The organism is Bacillus sp. FSL R9-9530 (assembly GCF_038008145.1).
Lineage (GTDB): Bacteria > Bacillota > Bacilli > Bacillales > Bacillaceae_G > Bacillus_A > Bacillus_A mycoides.
The window spans coordinates 4,251,895-4,270,545 of record NZ_JBBOYO010000001.1 but is presented as its reverse complement, the minus strand read 5'-3'; the positions used below and the strand labels follow the sequence as shown (position 1 = coordinate 4,270,545).

Below are 18,651 nucleotides of genomic sequence, written 5' to 3'. Positions count from 1 at the left end.
TCTTTATCACTTCGTATACCAACCTAAACCAAGCGCACCTTCACCTAAATGCGTCCCAATTACAGCTCCGAAATAACTCGTACGAATTGTAACATGAGGGTATATCTCTTCTAATTCTTGTTTCCATTCATTAGCTTCCTCTTCACGATTCGCATGAATAATAACAGCTTCCATAGGCACACCTTTATTTGCCTGCTCATCAAAGATTTCAACGATACGCTTTAACGCTTTTTTACGCGTACGAATTTTTTCGAATGGAATAATTACTTTATCTCTAAAGTATAATACTGGTTTTACTTGTAACAAACTACCAATAAAAGCTTGTGCACTATTTAATCTTCCACCACGTTGTAAATGATGCAAATCATCCACTACAAAATAAGCATCCATCGTTTGCTTCATTTCATCAAAGCGAGCGATAATCTCTTCTGGGGCTTTCCCTTCACTTACTAATTTTGCCCCTTCACGCACGTAAAACCCTTGTACTTCACAACTAATTTCAGAGTCGTACGTATATACATCAATACCATCTACCATCTGTCCAGCTGCCGTTGCTGTTTGATATGTACCACTAATTCCACTGGAAAGGTGAATGCTAATAACTGCATCATATTCTTTAGATAACTCTTCATATAACTCTAAAAACTTTCCAATTGCTGGTTGCGAAGTTTTCGGAAGTTCCTCTTGTTCACGTACCTTTATATAAAAATCATTTGCTGAAACTTCAGCCTCTTCTTGATAAGATTCCGTTCCAAACACAACGTTTAATGGAATCATATATATATTGAGTTCGTCACGAATATGCTTCGGTATATATGCTGTACTATCGGTAACAATAGCTGTTTTCATTTTCGTACCTGCCTTATAAAAAATTTTTATCCCCTAATTTTACACGAAAACTAGAAAAGGTGCATCCATACATAAAAATGCCGGCTAGAAACTACAATCACTCGCTCGACAAATTACAACAAAAAGATAAAATACTCACCAAAAATTTCAACATATTTGTAAAAAATGTTTGAATATAAAAACGCTCGCTTTTAAAATGTAAAGTACTAGTTATTTTGAAAGATAGGGGCGTATACCATTGTTATTACAATATTTAACAATAAAAGGCTATGGAGAGCACGAAATTGTGATTCAAAAATCAAGATTCATTTGCTATGTGAATCGCGCCACAACGGAAGAGGAAGCTCAAGCATTTATACAAAAAATAAAAAAACAGCATTGGAATGCAACACATAATTGTTCCGCATATTTAATCGGTGAACAAGATCAAATTCAAAAGGCAAACGATGACGGCGAACCGAGCGGCACAGCTGGTGTACCTATGTTAGAAGTATTAAAAAAGCGAGGTCTAAAGGATACTGTCGTTGTCGTCACGCGCTATTTTGGTGGCATTAAACTTGGTGCTGGTGGATTAATTCGCGCATATGGAAAATGTACAAGTGAAGGACTTAATCACGTAGGCGTTGTTGAGCGAAAACTAATGCGCGTTATGGAAACAGAAATTGATTACACATTGCTTGGCAAAGTTGAAAATGAATTACGTAATTCAGAATATAACATTAAAGATATACATTATCTAGAAAACGTCACATTCGATACGTATGTAGAAGAAAATCGAAAACAAACATTTACAGATTGGATGATTGAATTAACAAACGGGAAGTGTACAATTAAAGAAGGAGATATGTTGTACTTAGAACAAGGTGTTATCTAAGAATAGCTAACGTATCGCCTTTAAAGATTAATGTAGTGAATTAATTCCCTACAAATGAACTAAGGAGATTATATATGGAAGAACGTTATTATCATCTCCAAAATAGCAGAATAAAAAAGAAACGTAGAAGAAAGTTTTTCTTCTTTCTTATTTTCGCATTTTTATTTGGTAGCGTAGGACTTTATATGTTAAATTCCTACACTTCTCTCATGGGGATGTACAGTGGATTTAGCCGTGAAAAATCTAAATTACGAGCAGAAGATGTGGAAATCACAAAAAAACCTTTCACAATACTAATTATGGGTATTGAGGATTACGCAACAGATGGTCAAAACGGCCGAACAGATTCACTCATGTTCGCGACAGTTAATCCCAACTCAAAAAAGGTTTCACTTATGAGTATCCCACGCGATTCTCGTGTTAAGATTGTTGGCAAAAATAAAGAAGACAAAATTAACGCTGCCCATGCTTACGGTGGAGAAAAAATGGCAATCGACACCGTCGAAGAGTTTTTAAAAGTTCCTGTTGATCATTATATTAAAATTGATTTCCAAGGATTTAAAGGTATCGTTGATGCTGTTGACGGTATTACCGTTGATGTCCCCTTCGATTTCTGGGAACGCTCTGACGTGGATTACTATAAAAAAATCCAATTTAAACAAGGTCAACAGAACTTAAATGGTGAAGAAGCACTCGCATACGTCCGTATGCGAAAGCAAGATCCTAACGGTGATTATGGTCGAGCTGCTAGACAAAGACAAGTACTGGCTGCTGTTGCCCAAAAGCTAAACTCTGCTTCTACCGTATTTAAAATTAAAGATTTAACAAAGGTAGTTGGAAAATATATAAAAACCGATATTCCTATTTCAGACGGACTTGCTCTTTACAATAAAATCTCTGGATTCGACCCTTCTACAATACAAACGTTAAAACTTGAAGGAGAAGACAGAAAAATTGGCGGTATTTATTACTTCCTTCCAGATCCAATCAGTGTAGAGACTGTACGTAACGAAATTGAAAAGGAAATAGGAGAAAAAGCAAAAGTTCCAACAGAGACTACGAAAAATGAGAATACAAATTCCGATTCAAATTCTAACTCCAGCGCAAAAGCAAAGAAGGAGCCGAGTGAGAACAAAACACCACCGCCTCCTCCCCCTTCTACAAATGCTCATGCAGAGTGGATTATGAGGAATCATGAATAAAAAAAGAGCCAAATCGTATACGATTTGGCTCTTTTTATTTCACGCAATTGTTGTTACTTCTTAAAGTGTTGTAAAATCGCTTCTACAATACGCTCAGATGCACGACCATCGCCGTAAGGGTTAGATGCTTTCGTCATCTTATCATGAGCTTCTTTATCAGATAACAACTCATCAGCAAGACCAAAGATTGTCTCTTCATCTGTTCCTGCTAATTTCAGCGTACCTGCTTCGATACCTTCTGGGCGTTCCGTCGTATCACGAAGGACAAGGACTGGCACACCTAGTGATGGTGCTTCCTCTTGTACACCACCAGAATCAGTTAACATTAAGTATGAACGAGCTGCAACGTTATGGAAATCAATTACATCTAACGGCTCAATTAAATGAATACGGCTATGCTCGCCTAAAATATCATTCGCTATTTCGCGAACAACAGGATTCATATGAACAGGGTATACAACTTGTACATCTTCGTGCTTATCAACAAGACGCTTAATTGCACGGAACATATTGCGCATTGGTTCTCCTAAATTTTCACGACGGTGTGCTGTCATAAGTACAAGACGATCATTTCCAAGTTTCTCTAACACCGAATGGCTATAAGTTTCTTTTACAGTTGTCTTCAGTGCATCGATCGCTGTATTTCCTGTTACGAAAATGCGTGACTCATCTTTATTTTCTTTTTGTAAGTTCGTTGCTGATTTTGTTGTAGGTGAGAAATGAAGATCCGCCATTACACCTGTTAGTTGGCGATTCATCTCTTCTGGATATGGAGAATACTTATCCCATGTACGAAGTCCTGCTTCAACATGTCCTACTGGAATTTGATTATAGAAAGCAGCTAAGCTTGCAATAAATGTCGTCGTTGTATCACCATGCACAAGTACGATATCAGGCTTCGCTTCTTTCATTACTTTATCTAAACCTTCTAAACCACGTGTTGTAATATCGATTAACGTTTGACGATCTTTCATGATATTCAAATCGAAATCTGGCGTAATTCCAAAGATATTTAATACTTGATCTAACATTTGACGGTGTTGTGCTGTTACAGTCACAATTGATTCAATCTTTTCTGGGTGCTTTTGCAACTCTAATACAAGAGGGGCCATTTTAATTGCTTCTGGTCGTGTCCCGAAAATTGTCATTACTTTTAAACGTTCAGTCATTTCATTGCCTCTTTTCTTTCACTAGTTAAAACTTCTATTATCGCATATAAAAATATGCATGTGAAAATACATTTTTTAACGAGCCTGAGAAACATTACTATTACAGACGTCTTTTCGCCCAACTGAGTAATAATCTAATCCATGCTTCTCGGCATCCTCATTAGTATAACAATTTCTCCCATCAAATAGAATAGGTTCCCTCATAAGCTGTGCATACTTTTCTAGCGGATAATTTCGAATTGATTCCCATTCTGTTAAGATAAAAACTGCATGCGCCTCTCTAATCGATTCATCTATACACTCAGCGTATCGTATCGTATTTCCAAATAAACTTCTTACATTTTGAATAGCTTGCGGGTCATATAAAACCACATCCGCACCCATATTAATTAATTCTTCTATTATAATAAGAGATGGCGCTTCCCTAATATCGTCAGTATTCGGTTTGAATGCTGCACCAAGAACCGCAATTTGCTTCTTCTTCATATCTATAATTTTCTTCGCTTTTTTAACTAACAACAACTGTTGTTTATTATTCACTTCAATGACTGCTTTCAACAAGCGAAAATCATGAGAAACATTCCCTGCAATTTGCACAAGCGCTTTCGTATCTTTTGGAAAACAAGATCCTCCATATCCGATGCCTGCATTTAAAAAAGATGCACCAATTCTCTTATCCATCCCCATCCCTGTAGCTACATCTACTATATCTGCACCCACTTGCTCACATATATTAGAAATTTCATTAATAAAACTAATCTTCGTAGCTAAAAAAGCATTAGATGCATATTTAATCATCTCAGCACTTCGAATATCTGTAATATACGTTTGTAAGCTTAATTTACTGTACAAATTCTCTACTTTCCTTGCAGCTTCTTCACTACATGCTCCAATTACGATACGATCACCCTGAAAAAAATCATAAATACCAGAACCTTCTCTTAAAAACTCTGGATTCGATACAATACATAATTCATGTCTACCTTGTAGTTTATCCTCAATCCATTCTCTCATTACATCATTTGTCCCTACAGGAACCGTACTTTTCGTAACAACAATAATATCGTTATTCACATATGTTCCAATATCATCACAAGCACTACGAATATACGTTAAATCTGCTGTTCCATCTAATAAAGATGGCGTTCCAACTGCAATAAATATAAACTCTACATCATTAAATGCCGCTGATTTACTTGCTGTAAAAGTTAAATGATTATTCTCGTATGCTTCATTTATTAATTCATTTAATCCACATTCATAAATAGGTAACTCGCCTTGTTTAATCCGTTCAATTTTCCCACTATTTATATCGAAACATGTGACTGAATGTCCCAATCTCGCCAATCCTACTCCTGTAATCAATCCAACATATCCGGTACCTATTATCGTAATTTTCATTTTCTTTTTGCACAGGAATATACATAAGAAAATATACGAATACATAGAACTCCCCCTGCGCTTCCCCCTCTCACACTAAAAATGAGAAAACTCTTTCACTTCTTTATTATATGAATCGTTTTTTTATTATTTTTTAAGATTTTGTAAAGTTAAATGATGCAATATATACAAAATGTAAATTCCCACAATTTAACACGGAACTTACTCATTTTACGTGCAACACTTATAATACTGAAACAAAAGTCATCGCTATATGAGAGGGGAGTACAATGTCATATTACAAGACACAATATGAGATCAACCTTCTCTAAGGACACAACATTCCATATCCAATTGTCATATATTCTATTCACTGCCCTTTACAGCCAAAAGAAAAAAAGATTGAATTCTAATCTTTTTGTGATACCATATGTTATGAGCCTGTAAATAAACATCATAATTTTCAGATAAATAAGATTGAAAAAATTACGTTAAACTATAAAGGGTGGGGTATTAATGGACTCACAAGTGATTTATGCCATTTTGGCATCTTTCATCACTGTACTCGTCGTTACTCCTTTAGTTATTAAATTAGCTTTCAAAATAGGAGCAACAGACAAGCCAAATGCGCGTAAAGTACACCAAAAAATTATGCCTCGTCTTGGCGGGTTAGCAATTTTCATCGGTGTAGCCGTAGGATTTGTTGTCGGTGGATTGTACGAACAAAGAATGTTATCGATAACTTTAGGTGCTATCATCATTGTTATCATCGGGATTTTAGATGATATGTACGAACTATCTGCGAGGGTAAAATTCGGTGGACAACTATTAGTTGCCATCATGATTGTCAAAAGTGGATTATTAGTGCAAGTATTATATATTCCAATTTTCGGAGATACTGAACTCGGATGGCTTGCTTATCCAATTACTGTATTTTGGATTGTAGGTATTACAAATGCCATCAACTTAATTGATGGATTAGATGGATTATCCGCAGGGATTTCATCTATCGTACTTGCAACGCTAGCATATATGGCCTTCACTAGCCCATGGGGTACTGGAGCAGCTATTATATTACCTCTAGCACTGATTACATTAGCAAGTACAATTGGATTTTTATTCTACAACTTCCATCCAGCAAAAATTTTCATGGGAGATACAGGAGCACTATTTTTAGGATACTGTATTTCTGTTATATCGTTACTTGGATTATACAAAAGCGTAACGTTATTCAGTTTTATCGTTCCAATCATTATTTTAGGTGTACCTATATTTGATACGACATTTGCAATTATCCGCCGTATCGTAAATAAAAAGCCTATTTCAGCACCTGATAAATCGCATTTACATCACCGTTTGCTTGCAATGGGATTCTCTCATCGTAAAACGGTACTAATTATTTACGCATTGGGTATTTTCTTTAGTGTAAATGCAATTATTTTCAGTAGTGCAACATTATGGTTATCCATTATTCTTCTTTTCATTTTAATCTTCTTTACAGAAATCATTGCTGAAGTAATCGGTCTTGTACACGAACGTTACAAACCAATTATTTCCTTCTATAAAAAAGTGAAAAAACGCGAAGACTAATTGTAGTATAGCCTTTACTATTATGAAATATTCAAATAGCATCCTCTTTTCATAAGAGGATGCTATTTTTTATTTTTTAATCCTTATTCCCCATTTCCAAAATATAGATTGTTTGAGAGTGCCTCTATTGGAGAAAGATATACGTATAACGAAAAAAGTATCAAATTTTCATTTTTACATCTTGATTGTCAAACTGAGGGTGAATGTTATGATCAAGCGATTACTTCAATGTATAATTTTATTTTTAACTATTACTATGTACGCATCATCGAATACAAAAGCAACTACAGACATTCAAGTAAAAGATTACCAAAGTACTCAAACTACCTCTCCTACAACAAAAATTGCGTACTTAACATTTGATGACGGACCAAATAAGTACACACCACAAATTTTAAATATTTTAAAAGAGAAGAACGGAAAAGCAACTTTCTTCGTTATTGGCGGAAAGGTGCCACATTATAAAAAAACGATGGAACGATTGATTAAAGATGGACATTATATCGGTCTCCATAGTATGTCGCATGATGTAAAACGTCTTTATACTGGCGATCCATCTGTTTTAATTGCAGAAATGGAGCAAACCCAAAACATTGTCCAGCAAGTTACACATTTAAATACACATCTCGTTCGGGTCCCATACGGTAGCATGCCTTACTTAAAAAAGAATTACCGTGACGCACTCGTATCTGCCCAGTATAAAATGTGGGATTGGACAATTGATACATATGACTGGAAAAGCTATGATAATCCTTCCGCAATACTAGAAAGGGTACGAAATCAAAGCGATGAACAAGTAGAGGTTATTTTAATGCATGATTCTAGTGTCACAGTGCAAATACTCCCAAAAGTAATTGATTATTTACACTCACAAGGATATAAACTACTTCCCTACAATCCATCTTCCCATCTCGAAGTGAATTTTTGGAAAGACACAAGATTGTAACAGCTTTAGTGCCTATGTACTAAAGCTGTTTTACCCCGCGTTAACGGGCAGTAAGACTCCCACCTCAAAATTCAGCTGGAACAAAGAAGTTTGGTGGGAGATCAACTGCCCGTAAACGCCCGATTGGTGAAGGCTAATAATCAGTGGGAATGAACAAAAACCCCACTGATTAAAGTTTCACTTTATTTTTCTCTTCCCACACTTCTCATTTTTGTGTAGAATTTTAAATAGTGATGAAGTTTCGAGGTGAATAGAAATGAAACGAATAGATCTCATTTTTAACGCAATACAAAAAGGGAATTATACAGAAGGTATAACAGCATCAGAACTCGCTACACTTCTACAGCTAGACCGTGCAAATGTTAGTAGCGATTTAAACAAGCTTGTGAAAGATAATCGTTTATTAAAAACGATTACACGCCCTGTCCGTTTTTATATAGAAACGAACACTTCATTGGAAACGCATTCAACAAAGGGCACTTCATTAGATACATTTGCTATTGAAAATACAAGCCTAAAAATTGCAATTGAAAAAGCAAAAGCTTCTATTCTCTATCCTCCAAACGGTATGCATACTTTACTACTTGGAGAAACAGGTGTCGGAAAATCGATGTTCGCTTCTTTAATGCACGAATACGCAATTGAAGTGGAACAACTTCCAAAAGATGCACCTTTTATCGTCTTTAACTGTGCTGATTATGCAAACAATCCACAACTACTACTTGGACAGTTATTTGGGATAAAAAAAGGAGCTTACACAGGTGCCAGTGATCAAAAAGGGTTAATTGAAAAAGCACATGAAGGAATCCTCTTCTTAGATGAAGTACATCGCCTTCCTCCAGAAGGACAAGAGATGCTCTTCACATTTATTGATCGCGGAGTATACCGCCGCCTTGGAGAAACGGAAAATGAACGTAAGGCACGAGTGTTGATTATTACTGCAACAACCGAAGAACCAAATTCATTTTTATTAAAAACATTTACAAGACGTATTCCGATGACCGTTACGCTTCCACCACTTCGTGAGCGAACACATAAAGAACGGTTTGCTTTACTGCAACTATTTTTCACAAACGAAGCAATTCGTCTAAGGAAAGAGATTCATGTTAGTCCAAATACAATGCGTGCTTTCGTCTTTTACAATTGTCCAAATAACATCGGTCAATTGAAAACGGACGTACAAATTGCCTGTGCGAAAGCTTATTCTGATTTCGTAACAAAAAAACGTGATTCTGTCTGTGTTTCAAGTACAGATTTACCTTGGTATATGAAAGAAGGATTATTTATTGAAAGAAAGAGCCGTCATCTATATCAAATACCAAATGAAACATTTGTATTTACAGGTGATGAAGGTTGGAGTAAACATACAATAAAACCCGAAGGAAGTCGCTCTTCTATTTACGATTATATTGATTATAAATATGAAGAACTTCAAGCACGCGGCATTGAAGAGGAAGAATTAGAATTACTAATAGAAAATGATATTCAAAGCTTTTTCGTCCAATACTTTAACCAAATATCTAAAAAAACAAGTCATGAAAATGTTTTTAAAATTGTGGATCGTAATATCGTTTCCGTATGTGAAAAAATTGCGGAACTAGCTGAAAAATATTTATCTAAAACTTTCGATGAAAAAGTATTTCTCGCTTTAAGTTTACATGTACAGACAACTCTACAACGTTTACAGGGCGGGAAACAAATTCACCACCCACAATTAAATCAAATTCGTACGAAATATAAAGAAGCTTTTTCCGTAGCTATGCAATGTATTCAGCTATTAGAAGAAGAATTACAAATAACAATACCTATTGATGAAGCTGGCTTTTTAACAATGTTCTTCGTTGTTGATCCAATTCCTGCCTCACAAACAGAAGTAAAAGTATTAATATTAGCACACGGTAATGGCATCGCAACAGAAATGGCAAACGTTGCAAACGAACTTCTCGGTATTGATGAAGTAACTGGTATCGATATGCCCTTGCATGAATCACCAAAAGACTTCTTAGAGCGTGTTAAAGTGTATATGAAAACACTTCAAAATGTAAACGGGCTTCTTTTACTTGTTGATATGGGATCTCTCGCTTATATTGGTGATATATTAGAAACTGAATTCAAAATCCCTGTACGTGTTCTTTCCATGACGAGTACACCACACGCACTAGAAGCAGCTCGAAAAGCTCAGCTTGGCTATTCATTAGATGCACTATACGAAACAGTGAAGAACTTAACGCCGTTCTATTTAAACGTACAGGAAGAAAAGAAAAAGCCACTATCGCCAATGAAATCCGTGATTTTAACAGCTTGTTTAACCGGCGAAGGAAGTGCTTTAGCAATTCAAAAAATGTTAGAAAACTATTTACGCTTTGATAAAGACTTAATTGAAATTATTCCGATTAGCATCGTTCATGAAAAAGATTTAACGAAAATGATCGAGAACATAAAAAAAGAGCGTAATATCATTTGTATCGTCACGAATTTCGATATGCAAATACCTTGCTTAACATATCATTTCCAAGACATTGTGAACTACACAGCTATTCAACCAATTCAAGAATTGATTACGTATGAAGAAACATATGCAAAAATGGCTGATATTCTTGAACAACAAATGCAGCGTAACGATGGAGCATTACTTATTAAAACAATTCGTTATGCATTAAATACAATTCAAGAATTGATTTCTTTACAGCTAACTCCCGACAGTTTAATGGGTGTGATTTTGCATATGAGCTGCATGGTTGACCGTCTTCAAAAAGGTGAAAGTCTCCTCCCTCATCCTGATAAAGAGAAACGAAGACAAGATGAGTACTGGATGTATATGAAAGTGAAAAAAGCATTGCAACCTATTGAAAATACATTTGAAATACAAATCCCAGATGACGAAGTATTTTATATAATGGACTTCTTCATTAAAAATCAGCCTGTAAAAAATTAAACTAGGCGATATTGTAGCACTCTATATAATTAGAAAAGGCTGTTCCAAAATGTTTTTTGGACAGCCTTTTCGCTTACTTCTTTACTTCCCTTATTCTCCCCCTTATTTCTCCCTTTTTATTAGATTTCGTATTAACATTTACATATACATTTGCTTGCATTATCTCTTGAAACAAGCTGTCAAATGCTCTCCCCTGTAAAGGCCCTTCAAAATCCTCTACTCTAGCTACACCAGTAACGACTCCTTCATTCACACTAATCCCTTGCTCTAACGGACCAAACAAACTTAAAATAACTGGACCAATTTGATTCGCTTTTCCTAAATGAATTTGGCATGACGTGATTTTTTTTATATTTTTTAATATGACCCGATATTGCAACTTCTTTAAATCTTCACTAAAAATGAGCTCTGTTACACCGTAAGCTTCTGTATTTACAGGAGGTACTTCCCTCTTCCCTGTTAACCTAGCAAAGAAATGTGTTGTCATACGGGCATTCTCCTCATATAAATTTCCCAGCACTACTTCTACTACTTTATGGTTTAGACATAATCATTTATGACTTTTTCAAATTTTAATTACGAAGAAAAGATTCACACAATCTTTACATTAAAATCGTTTCTTTTGCTTTACTCCCTCTTGTATAATGCACTTAGAAAAACAGTCTAGGAGGAAATTTTGAAAAATAATAAATACTCTTTCCAATCATTAATAGAGATTTTTCTCGTATCATTTAAATTAGGACTTACTTCATTTGGTGGTCCCGTCGCCCATCTTGGTTATTTTCATCATGAATACGTGCAAAAAAGAAAATGGATGGATGAACGAAGTTACGGAGACTTAGTAGCGCTATGTCAATTCCTTCCTGGCCCTGCTAGCAGCCAAGTCGGTATGGGAGTTGGCTTATTACGCGGCGGATTATTAGGAGCCATTATTTCATGGATCGGATTCACTCTCCCATCTGTGCTCGTTTTAGTTTTCTTCGCTTCATTTCTTAACCAATTCGAGCTTGGAAGTACTGGCTGGATTCACGGACTGAAACTTGTAGCGGTCGCAATTGTCGCTCATGCAATATGGGGAATGGCTCAAAAGTTAACACCAGACCGAAACCGTGCAACAATCGCAATTGCAACTGCCGCAATCGCCCTATTATGGCCAAGTAGCTGGACACAAGTAATTCTCATTATAGTATCTGGTTTCATCGGTTGGTTTTTATATCGTGGCCAGCCAGTTAGCCAAGCTCATAAAATAAATGTACCTATTTCAAAAATGGTAGCCATATCTTGTCTCGTCTTATTCTTCGGACTATTAATACTGTTACCGATGTTACGACCATACTCTTATTTCATCTCTTTATTTGACAGCTTCTATCGCTCTGGTGCACTTGTATTTGGCGGAGGACATGTCGTACTTCCTCTTCTTGAAAGTGAGTTTGTACAAAACGGGATGATGACAAAAGAACAATTTCTTGCTGGATACGGATTAACACAAGCAGTGCCAGGGCCACTATTTACATTCGCTTCTTATATAGGAGCAGTGCTAAATGGAACCACCGGAGCAGTTGTTGCAACGATCGCTATCTTTCTTCCTGCCTTCCTGCTCGTTGTTGGCGTTTTACCATTTTGGGACAGTGTAAGGAGAGTATCTTACATACAAGGTGCACTACTTGGAGTAAACGCAGCCGTTGTCGGCATTTTACTTGCAGCTTTTTATGATCCAATTTGGACGAGTACAATTATGAATTCTGTAGATTTCGTTTTTGCTTCTCTTCTATTTTGCTTACTCGCTTTTTGGAAAACACCACCTTGGGTTATCGTTATAATCGGGGCCTTCGGTGGATATGTTCTATCCATTTTGTAAGCACAAAAAACGACGGCCCCATTTAGCCGTCGTTTTTTCTATTAAAACTTCACAAGCTCCATTCCCTCAGGCAACTCGCTCTCCGTTAAAATACGCAACTCTTTCACGCGATCCATTACGTAAGAAGAACGCTTCACAAGCTCTGGGTCAATATAAGCTGGATGCACCATAATTTCTACCGTTTGCTCGTCCTGCACTCTTTCCTTTAACTTCACAAAGTAATCTTCCGTCACACCGTCAGCGTAAAAGTCACTGTAAAACACATCTGAAAATGGGCGCACCGCTCGCTCTTCTTCACAACGACGAATTGGAACATTATATTTACTTGCTAATCTCTCAAGAACGTCGTGTAAAAGCGGTAATCCATGCACGTGATGATGACTATCTAAATGAGTTGGTGTTAATCCGTAAGATAAAAACTTCTCAATTTGAGCAGCCCATTCTTTTTCTACCTCTTCTGGATTTATATTTCCTTCCCATACAACACTTTGTTTATGAAACAATCCATCGCTACTTACAAGTGATGGAACGTCTTTAAGAAGCGGTTCTCCTGCCGTTAATACGAGATGAACTCCTATCCCTAACGTTTTATACTCTTTCGCTAAGCGTACGGCATGCTCTGTCCCTGGCATATTCATCATCATCGTCGTTGAATTTACAATCCCGTTTTTATGTCCATCAATAATTCCGTAATTTGTACCTTCCGTAAGACCGAAATCATCTGCATTTACAATTAGTTTAATCATCGCAATACCTCCTACTAGAATTAAAAAAAGCGGGCTAAACAGCGCCGCTTCTTATTTCTCTATCTTCTTAAAGAATTGTGGAAGATGTTCTTTATGTGCTTCCAACATTTCATCTAAAATTTGTTTTGCAACTTTATCTGATGGTACAAGTGGGTTAATTGTCATAGCAAGCAGCGCTTTATGATAATCCCCTGTAACAGCAGCTTCAATTGTTGTGCGCTCAAATGATTTAATTTGCTGTACTAAACCGCGAACTGGTACTGGAAGATCTCCGACCGCAATTGGTTTTGGACCTTCTTTCGTAATAATACAGTTCACTTCAACAGCCGAATCATGTGGCAAGCTTGCAATTGTTCCGTTGTTTCGTGTATTAACAGGCTGGATATCACCTTTATTATTGTAAATAGACGTAATTAAGCTACATGCTGCGTCACTATAATAAGCTCCACCGCGCTTTTCTAATTGTGGTGGCTTAATATCTAAATTTGGGTCTTTATATAGCTCGAATAAATCATCTTCTAATTGTTTTACTACTTCTGCACGTGTACCTTTTTCAATCGAAGCTGCTTTCTCTTCTTCCAACATTTCACGTGTTTTATAGTAGTAACGATGATATGGACACGGAATTGCACGAAGACCGCGAATAAAGTCTGGCTCCCAGTTAAGCGCAGCAATGTTTTCCATCGTAATTTGCTTTTCTGGATCTGTTACAAGCTCTAACACACGATCCATTACGCTTACGCCATCCAAGTATACATCTAATCCGTATACCATATGATTTAAACCAGCGAAATCAACGTGTACCCGGCTTGCATCTACTTCAAGTAATCTTGCAAGACCCATACGAATTCCAATTGGAACGTTACACAGACCAACTACTCTTTGAATGTTTGTATAACGAAGGACAGCTTCTGTTACCATACCAGCTGGGTTTGCGAAGTTAATAAGCCATGCATTTGGACATAATTCCTCCATGTCCTTACAAATATCTAAAATAACAGGAATCGTTCTCAGCGCTTTGAACAAACCACCAGGACCATTCGTTTCCTGACCAATTACATCATATTTTAATGGAATTGCTTCATCTTTTGCACGTGCTTCTAACAAACCAACGCGAAGCTGCGTTGTTACGAAGTCAGCATCTTTTAATGCCTCACGGCGATCAAGTGTTAAATGAATATCAATTGGTAAACCTGATTTTTTCACCATACGTTTCGCTAAGTCACCAACGATTTCTAACTTCTCTTTTCCTGCCTCAATATCTACTAACCAAATTTCACGAACAGGAAGCTCGTCATAACGTTTAATAAACCCTTCAATTAACTCTGGTGTATAACTAGAGCCACCGCCGATTGTAGCAATTTTAATTCCAGTCATGCTTTATTCCCCTTTCGCTTCTAGCTTTTTATAAAGGTCAATAAATTCTGCCGCTAATTCTTTTACCGTAATAGAATTCATTAAATGATCTTGCGCATGAATTAAAAGAACACTAATCTCTGTTTTTTCTCCTCTTGCTTCTGATTGTATGAGCTCTGTTTGGAAATGATGCGCTTCATTAATCGCTTCTTTCGCCTTTACCATCGCTTCATCAGCTTCTGCCATTTTCCCCTGTTTGGCGAATTGCAGTGCCTCCATTGCAAAGCTTCGTGCATTACCACTATTTAAAATTAATTGGAATGGAATTTGTTCTGCTGTAGTCATCATAATTACCGCCCTCTCTATTATGGTTCAACCGATTTAAATACCCTTTCAGTTTGAACATTTCTATTAAATTATTATTTTATGAATGATAGTTTGGTGTTCTTGTAGATGGGTTTCATCTTTTTGAACATGATATAAAAGTTAGTTGTTCTGACGAGCTATAAAAACTCGTCAGAACAATACTTTTTAAAGTGATACTGAATTGTCGTTTCCTTTTGCAGCATCTTTTGAAGCTTGTACGTACGTACGGTCACACATTAATACGAATGGATAGTAAATTACTACCGCGATTGCAAAGTTTACTAGCTGCAATGCAGCACCAGCAATGCTTCCGCCCGCTACAAGATAACCACTAAAGATTGGTGGCATTGTCCACGGAACTAAAGCAACTGTTTTTGGTACCCATCCTAAGGAAATTGCTGTATAAGAAGTAATAACTAATACAACTGGTGTAAGTACGAATGGAATGATTAACGCTGGGTTTAATACAATTGGTGTACCGAAAATAACTGGCTCGTTAATATTGAAGAAACCAGGACCGATAGATACACGGCCTACACCACGAAGCTGTGCACTTTTCGCAACAAGCATTACTGCTACTAGGAATGCTAATGTCGCACCTGATCCACCGATGTATACATATACATCAAAGAATGGTTTTGTGAAAATATGCGGTACGTCATATGCAGACATACCATCGTTAAATAACTTAATATTCTTTTCTAATGCTGGTAAATAAATTGGGTCAATAATACCACCAACGATATTAGGACCATGTAATCCGAAGAACCATAATACATGAATAAGTAAAGCAACAATAATTGCACTTGGTAATGTACCTGCTAAACCTTGTAATGGTACTTGAATTGTTTCAAATACCATTTTATGAATACTTGTACCTGCTAATTTCACCGCTAATTGAATACTTGCTGTTACAATTAAAATAACGAATGCTGGTACTAACGCTGCAAATGACTTCATTACTGCTGGTGGAACACCATCTGGCATTTTAATTGTAATATCTCTTTGAACAAAGAATCGAAATACTTCCGTTACAAGAAGGGCGACAATTATGGAAACGAATAAACCTTGTGATCCTGTCCAAGCTAAATCAATACCGCCTTCTTTTGGCGTTGTCGGAGAAATAATAATTAATGCACCGAATGTAATGATTGCTGCTGACAACGCGTCTACACCGTAAGATTTCGCTAAATTATAACTTATCCCTACCGCGACTATGAGGGCGAGTATAGCGAAGGAACCTGCCCACATACCACCGCCGATATCTTTCCAAACGTCCCCGAATGCACCCTTCATAAATTTTTGGAATGCATCAATTGGCAAGTTATTTATAAGTATTGCAAACGATCCAACTAAAATAAGAGGCATAACTGCGATAAAACCATCACGGATTGCAACTAAATGACGCTGCGATCCGATTCTTCCTGCGACTGGAACTAAATACTTCTCCATAAATGCAATAAACTTTTGCATTTCGCTTCCCCCCTAATTATTTTTTTAGTGTTAATGCGTGATCTAAAACTGCTTCTCCATTCATCATGCCGTAGTGCATTGAGTTAATAACATCGACTCCAACGTTTTTCTCATCGGCAAGCGTTTTCATTGTAGAAAGCATGTAACGAACTTGCGGTCCTAATAATAGTACGTCTGCTTGATCGATATTGTTTTTTACTGCATCCCCAGATACAGCCCAAATCTTACCTTCTAGACCACGAGCTTTTGCAGCCGCTTCCATTTTTGTAACTAGTAAACTTGTAGACATCCCTGCTGAACAACATAATAAAATATTCATTTATAAATCCCCCTTGTGTGGTATAAAAAATTTATGTTTTTTATTTTTCTTTACGCTATTTATTAATGCAATTACCGTGCCAACTTTTCAAAACGCCTAAAATCAGCGTTTTTTCGAGTGATTTCTTTGTGTGTTACCGCTTTCAATTAGTGTGTCCCCAAAAAAACACACAGTGTGTTATAAAACACCTCACTTTTAACACATAACTGTATGAAAATAGATTAGTGTTTAGTTGTCTAGTTGTATTTAAAACAAAAAAACACTAATTTTTTTAAAAGTTCGAAAATATAGTACCAAAAAATATAATATTTCAACTCAAATCAAAACAAATACCTATTCAAAACACTCGTCTAGTTATTGTCCAGTCAAACTCTATTAAATTACATAGAATAGAATAAAATAAAGTATTTTGAAAGGGGATTCCAATGCCAAAGCATAGAAAAAAGAAGAGAATGAAGATTTATAGAATACAGGTTCAAAATAAATGGTATAAACAAGAAGAGGATTCTGAATTAAATTCCAACACGGATACACTAGATCGACAGGACACTGAAGATAAACAAGACAGACCTGACAAACAAGACAGACCTGACAAACACGACGAACCAGATAAACACGACGAGGATGAAGACGATAAGCAAGTACAATCGGAAAATGTAATTATAGTACCCACAGATTCACACAGCTTAGATGTGTGGGATGAAATTTCTCTAAAGGAAATACAAGCTGGTGAACATACGAATTTATTTGAAGAAAAGAGTAATTATCAAAATATTAATTTAGTCCAAGTAAACGATGTTCGCTTATACTTGGACAAGCAACTACAATTCAGCTCCGTTGATGAGCAAATTTATCATGAAGCGCTTGTACATCCGATTATGGCAAAAGTAAGTGATCCAAAGCGTGTTCTCATATTAGGTGGTGGCGATGGTCTTGCCTTACGAGAAGTTTTGAAATATGAAACTGTGCTACACGTAGACCTTGTTGATTTAGACGAGGCAATGATTAATATGGCACGTAATGTTCCAGAAATAGTATCTTTAAACAAAAACGCTTTTTTTGATAATCGCGTGAACGTGCACGTATGCGATGCAAAAGAATTTCTAAATTCACCTTCATCTTTATACGATGTAATCATTATTGATTTTCCTGATCCAGCGACAGAGTTATTAAGTACTTTATATACAAGCGAACTTTTTGCTCGTATAGCTACGTTTTTAACAGAAGATGGTGCGTTCGTCTGCCAATCTAATTCACCTGCTGATGCACCTCTAGTATATTGGAGCATCGGTAACACTATTGAACATGCTGGATTAACTGTGAAAAGTTATCATACAATCGTTCCTTCTTTCGGAACTGACTGGGGATTTCATATTGCTGCTAATTCTGCCTATGTACTCGATCAAATTGAGCAATTATATGTAATACCAACTCCTCGAACATTACCTTCTCTTCTTTCTCCTTTGTTTCAATTTAAAGAAGAACATTTAGAACAACGTAATCTCGCTCTTTTAAACTCAGAATCGAATCTTATCCTACATCAATGTTACAAAAAGGAAATGGAGTTTTGACAATATTATAGTAAGGA

The 18,651-nt window shown here is 36.4% G+C and carries 16 protein-coding genes; 7 read left to right on the top strand and 9 right to left on the bottom strand.

Features of this window, described 5'->3' with window-relative positions:
- Positions 1–6: 6 nt before the first annotated feature.
- Positions 7–849 (bottom strand): DegV family protein, encoded by an 843-nt coding sequence (locus MKX66_RS21380; RefSeq protein ID WP_002016143.1) that lies wholly within the window; start codon positions 847–849, stop codon positions 7–9.
- Between the two features lie 238 nt (positions 850–1,087).
- Between MKX66_RS21380 and MKX66_RS21375 the strand changes: the two genes are divergently transcribed.
- Positions 1,088–1,723, top strand: a complete 636-nt coding sequence (locus MKX66_RS21375) for a YigZ family protein (protein ID WP_002034752.1) — start codon at positions 1,088–1,090, stop codon at positions 1,721–1,723.
- Positions 1,724–1,797: 74 nt separating this feature from the next.
- The gene (locus tag MKX66_RS21370; protein WP_002016146.1) at positions 1,798–2,925 is read left to right on the top strand and encodes an LCP family protein; all 1,128 of its coding nucleotides are present in this window, start codon (positions 1,798–1,800) and stop codon (positions 2,923–2,925) included.
- Between the two features lie 53 nt (positions 2,926–2,978).
- Here the strand turns inward: MKX66_RS21370 and wecB are convergent, their stop codons facing one another.
- Complete coding sequence (gene wecB / locus MKX66_RS21365; RefSeq protein WP_002034751.1) at positions 2,979–4,094, bottom strand: non-hydrolyzing UDP-N-acetylglucosamine 2-epimerase; 1,116 nt, start codon at positions 4,092–4,094, stop codon at positions 2,979–2,981.
- 75 nt (positions 4,095–4,169) lie between these two features.
- Positions 4,170–5,540 carry a UDP-glucose dehydrogenase family protein gene (locus MKX66_RS21360; RefSeq protein ID WP_215590410.1) on the bottom strand — a complete coding sequence of 457 codons (1,371 nt, stop codon included), beginning with the start codon at positions 5,538–5,540 and terminating at the stop codon, positions 4,170–4,172.
- A gap of 450 nt (positions 5,541–5,990) precedes the next feature.
- Between MKX66_RS21360 and MKX66_RS21355 the strand changes: the two genes are divergently transcribed.
- From MKX66_RS21355 to MKX66_RS21345, 3 genes are all read left to right on the top strand, one after another.
- A complete protein-coding gene (locus tag MKX66_RS21355; RefSeq protein WP_012261991.1) occupies positions 5,991–7,064 on the top strand; it encodes a glycosyltransferase family 4 protein in 1,074 nt (357 codons plus the stop codon).
- A 208-nt stretch (positions 7,065–7,272) separates the two neighbouring features.
- The gene (locus MKX66_RS21350; protein ID WP_012261992.1) at positions 7,273–8,010 is read left to right on the top strand and encodes a polysaccharide deacetylase family protein; all 738 of its coding nucleotides are present in this window, start codon (positions 7,273–7,275) and stop codon (positions 8,008–8,010) included.
- A gap of 256 nt (positions 8,011–8,266) precedes the next feature.
- Entirely contained in the window at positions 8,267–10,945 is a 2,679-nt protein-coding gene (locus tag MKX66_RS21345; RefSeq protein WP_088038294.1) for a PRD domain-containing protein, read from the top strand.
- A 73-nt stretch (positions 10,946–11,018) separates the two neighbouring features.
- Here MKX66_RS21345 and exsM read toward each other — a convergent pair whose 3' ends face one another.
- A complete protein-coding gene (exsM, locus tag MKX66_RS21340; RefSeq protein ID WP_002166452.1) occupies positions 11,019–11,432 on the bottom strand; it encodes an exosporium regulatory protein ExsM in 414 nt (137 codons plus the stop codon).
- A gap of 189 nt (positions 11,433–11,621) precedes the next feature.
- On the opposite strand from exsM, the gene MKX66_RS21335 reads away from it, so the two are divergent.
- The gene (locus tag MKX66_RS21335) at positions 11,622–12,803 is read left to right on the top strand and encodes a chromate transporter (RefSeq protein ID WP_215590416.1); all 1,182 of its coding nucleotides are present in this window, start codon (positions 11,622–11,624) and stop codon (positions 12,801–12,803) included.
- Positions 12,804–12,844: 41 nt separating this feature from the next.
- Here the strand turns inward: MKX66_RS21335 and chbG are convergent, their stop codons facing one another.
- The 5 genes from chbG to MKX66_RS21310 all read right to left on the bottom strand — a co-directional run bounded on the left by chbG (position 12,845) and on the right by MKX66_RS21310 (position 17,063).
- On the bottom strand, positions 12,845–13,549 hold the full coding sequence (gene chbG, locus MKX66_RS21330) for a chitin disaccharide deacetylase (protein ID WP_341087099.1): 705 nt from the start codon (positions 13,547–13,549) through the stop codon (positions 12,845–12,847).
- Between the two features lie 51 nt (positions 13,550–13,600).
- A complete protein-coding gene (celF, locus tag MKX66_RS21325) occupies positions 13,601–14,926 on the bottom strand; it encodes a 6-phospho-beta-glucosidase (protein WP_002034744.1) in 1,326 nt (441 codons plus the stop codon).
- 3 nt (positions 14,927–14,929) lie between these two features.
- Entirely contained in the window at positions 14,930–15,253 is a 324-nt protein-coding gene (locus MKX66_RS21320) for a PTS lactose/cellobiose transporter subunit IIA (protein ID WP_000989054.1), read from the bottom strand.
- Between the two features lie 183 nt (positions 15,254–15,436).
- Positions 15,437–16,744 carry a PTS cellobiose transporter subunit IIC gene (gene celB, locus MKX66_RS21315; protein ID WP_002143765.1) on the bottom strand — a complete coding sequence of 436 codons (1,308 nt, stop codon included), beginning with the start codon at positions 16,742–16,744 and terminating at the stop codon, positions 15,437–15,439.
- Positions 16,745–16,760: 16 nt separating this feature from the next.
- The gene (locus MKX66_RS21310) at positions 16,761–17,063 is read right to left on the bottom strand and encodes a PTS sugar transporter subunit IIB (RefSeq protein ID WP_002089627.1); all 303 of its coding nucleotides are present in this window, start codon (positions 17,061–17,063) and stop codon (positions 16,761–16,763) included.
- 425 nt (positions 17,064–17,488) lie between these two features.
- Between MKX66_RS21310 and MKX66_RS21305 the strand changes: the two genes are divergently transcribed.
- A complete protein-coding gene (locus MKX66_RS21305; RefSeq protein WP_341087096.1) occupies positions 17,489–18,634 on the top strand; it encodes a polyamine aminopropyltransferase in 1,146 nt (381 codons plus the stop codon).
- Positions 18,635–18,651 lie beyond the last annotated feature (17 nt).

Excerpts from the sequence above, each read along its gene's own strand:
- MKX66_RS21380 (WP_002016143.1), bottom strand. The coding sequence starts at position 849 with ATGAAAACAGCTATTGTTACCGATAGTACAGCATATATACCGAAGCAT.
- MKX66_RS21370 (WP_002016146.1), top strand. The coding sequence starts at position 1,798 with ATGGAAGAACGTTATTATCATCTCCAAAATAGCAGAATAAAAAAGAAA.
- wecB (WP_002034751.1), bottom strand. The coding sequence starts at position 4,094 with ATGACTGAACGTTTAAAAGTAATGACAATTTTCGGGACACGACCAGAA.
- MKX66_RS21360 (WP_215590410.1), bottom strand. The coding sequence starts at position 5,540 with ATGTATTCGTATATTTTCTTATGTATATTCCTGTGCAAAAAGAAAATG.
- MKX66_RS21355 (WP_012261991.1), top strand. The coding sequence starts at position 5,991 with ATGGACTCACAAGTGATTTATGCCATTTTGGCATCTTTCATCACTGTA.
- MKX66_RS21350 (WP_012261992.1), top strand. The coding sequence starts at position 7,273 with ATGATCAAGCGATTACTTCAATGTATAATTTTATTTTTAACTATTACT.
- MKX66_RS21345 (WP_088038294.1), top strand. The coding sequence starts at position 8,267 with ATGAAACGAATAGATCTCATTTTTAACGCAATACAAAAAGGGAATTAT.
- exsM (WP_002166452.1), bottom strand. The coding sequence starts at position 11,432 with ATGACAACACATTTCTTTGCTAGGTTAACAGGGAAGAGGGAAGTACCT.
- chbG (WP_341087099.1), bottom strand. The coding sequence starts at position 13,549 with ATGATTAAACTAATTGTAAATGCAGATGATTTCGGTCTTACGGAAGGT.
- celF (WP_002034744.1), bottom strand. The coding sequence starts at position 14,926 with ATGACTGGAATTAAAATTGCTACAATCGGCGGTGGCTCTAGTTATACA.
- MKX66_RS21320 (WP_000989054.1), bottom strand. The coding sequence starts at position 15,253 with ATGATGACTACAGCAGAACAAATTCCATTCCAATTAATTTTAAATAGT.
- celB (WP_002143765.1), bottom strand. The coding sequence starts at position 16,744 with ATGCAAAAGTTTATTGCATTTATGGAGAAGTATTTAGTTCCAGTCGCA.
- MKX66_RS21310 (WP_002089627.1), bottom strand. The coding sequence starts at position 17,063 with ATGAATATTTTATTATGTTGTTCAGCAGGGATGTCTACAAGTTTACTA.
- MKX66_RS21305 (WP_341087096.1), top strand. The coding sequence starts at position 17,489 with ATGCCAAAGCATAGAAAAAAGAAGAGAATGAAGATTTATAGAATACAG.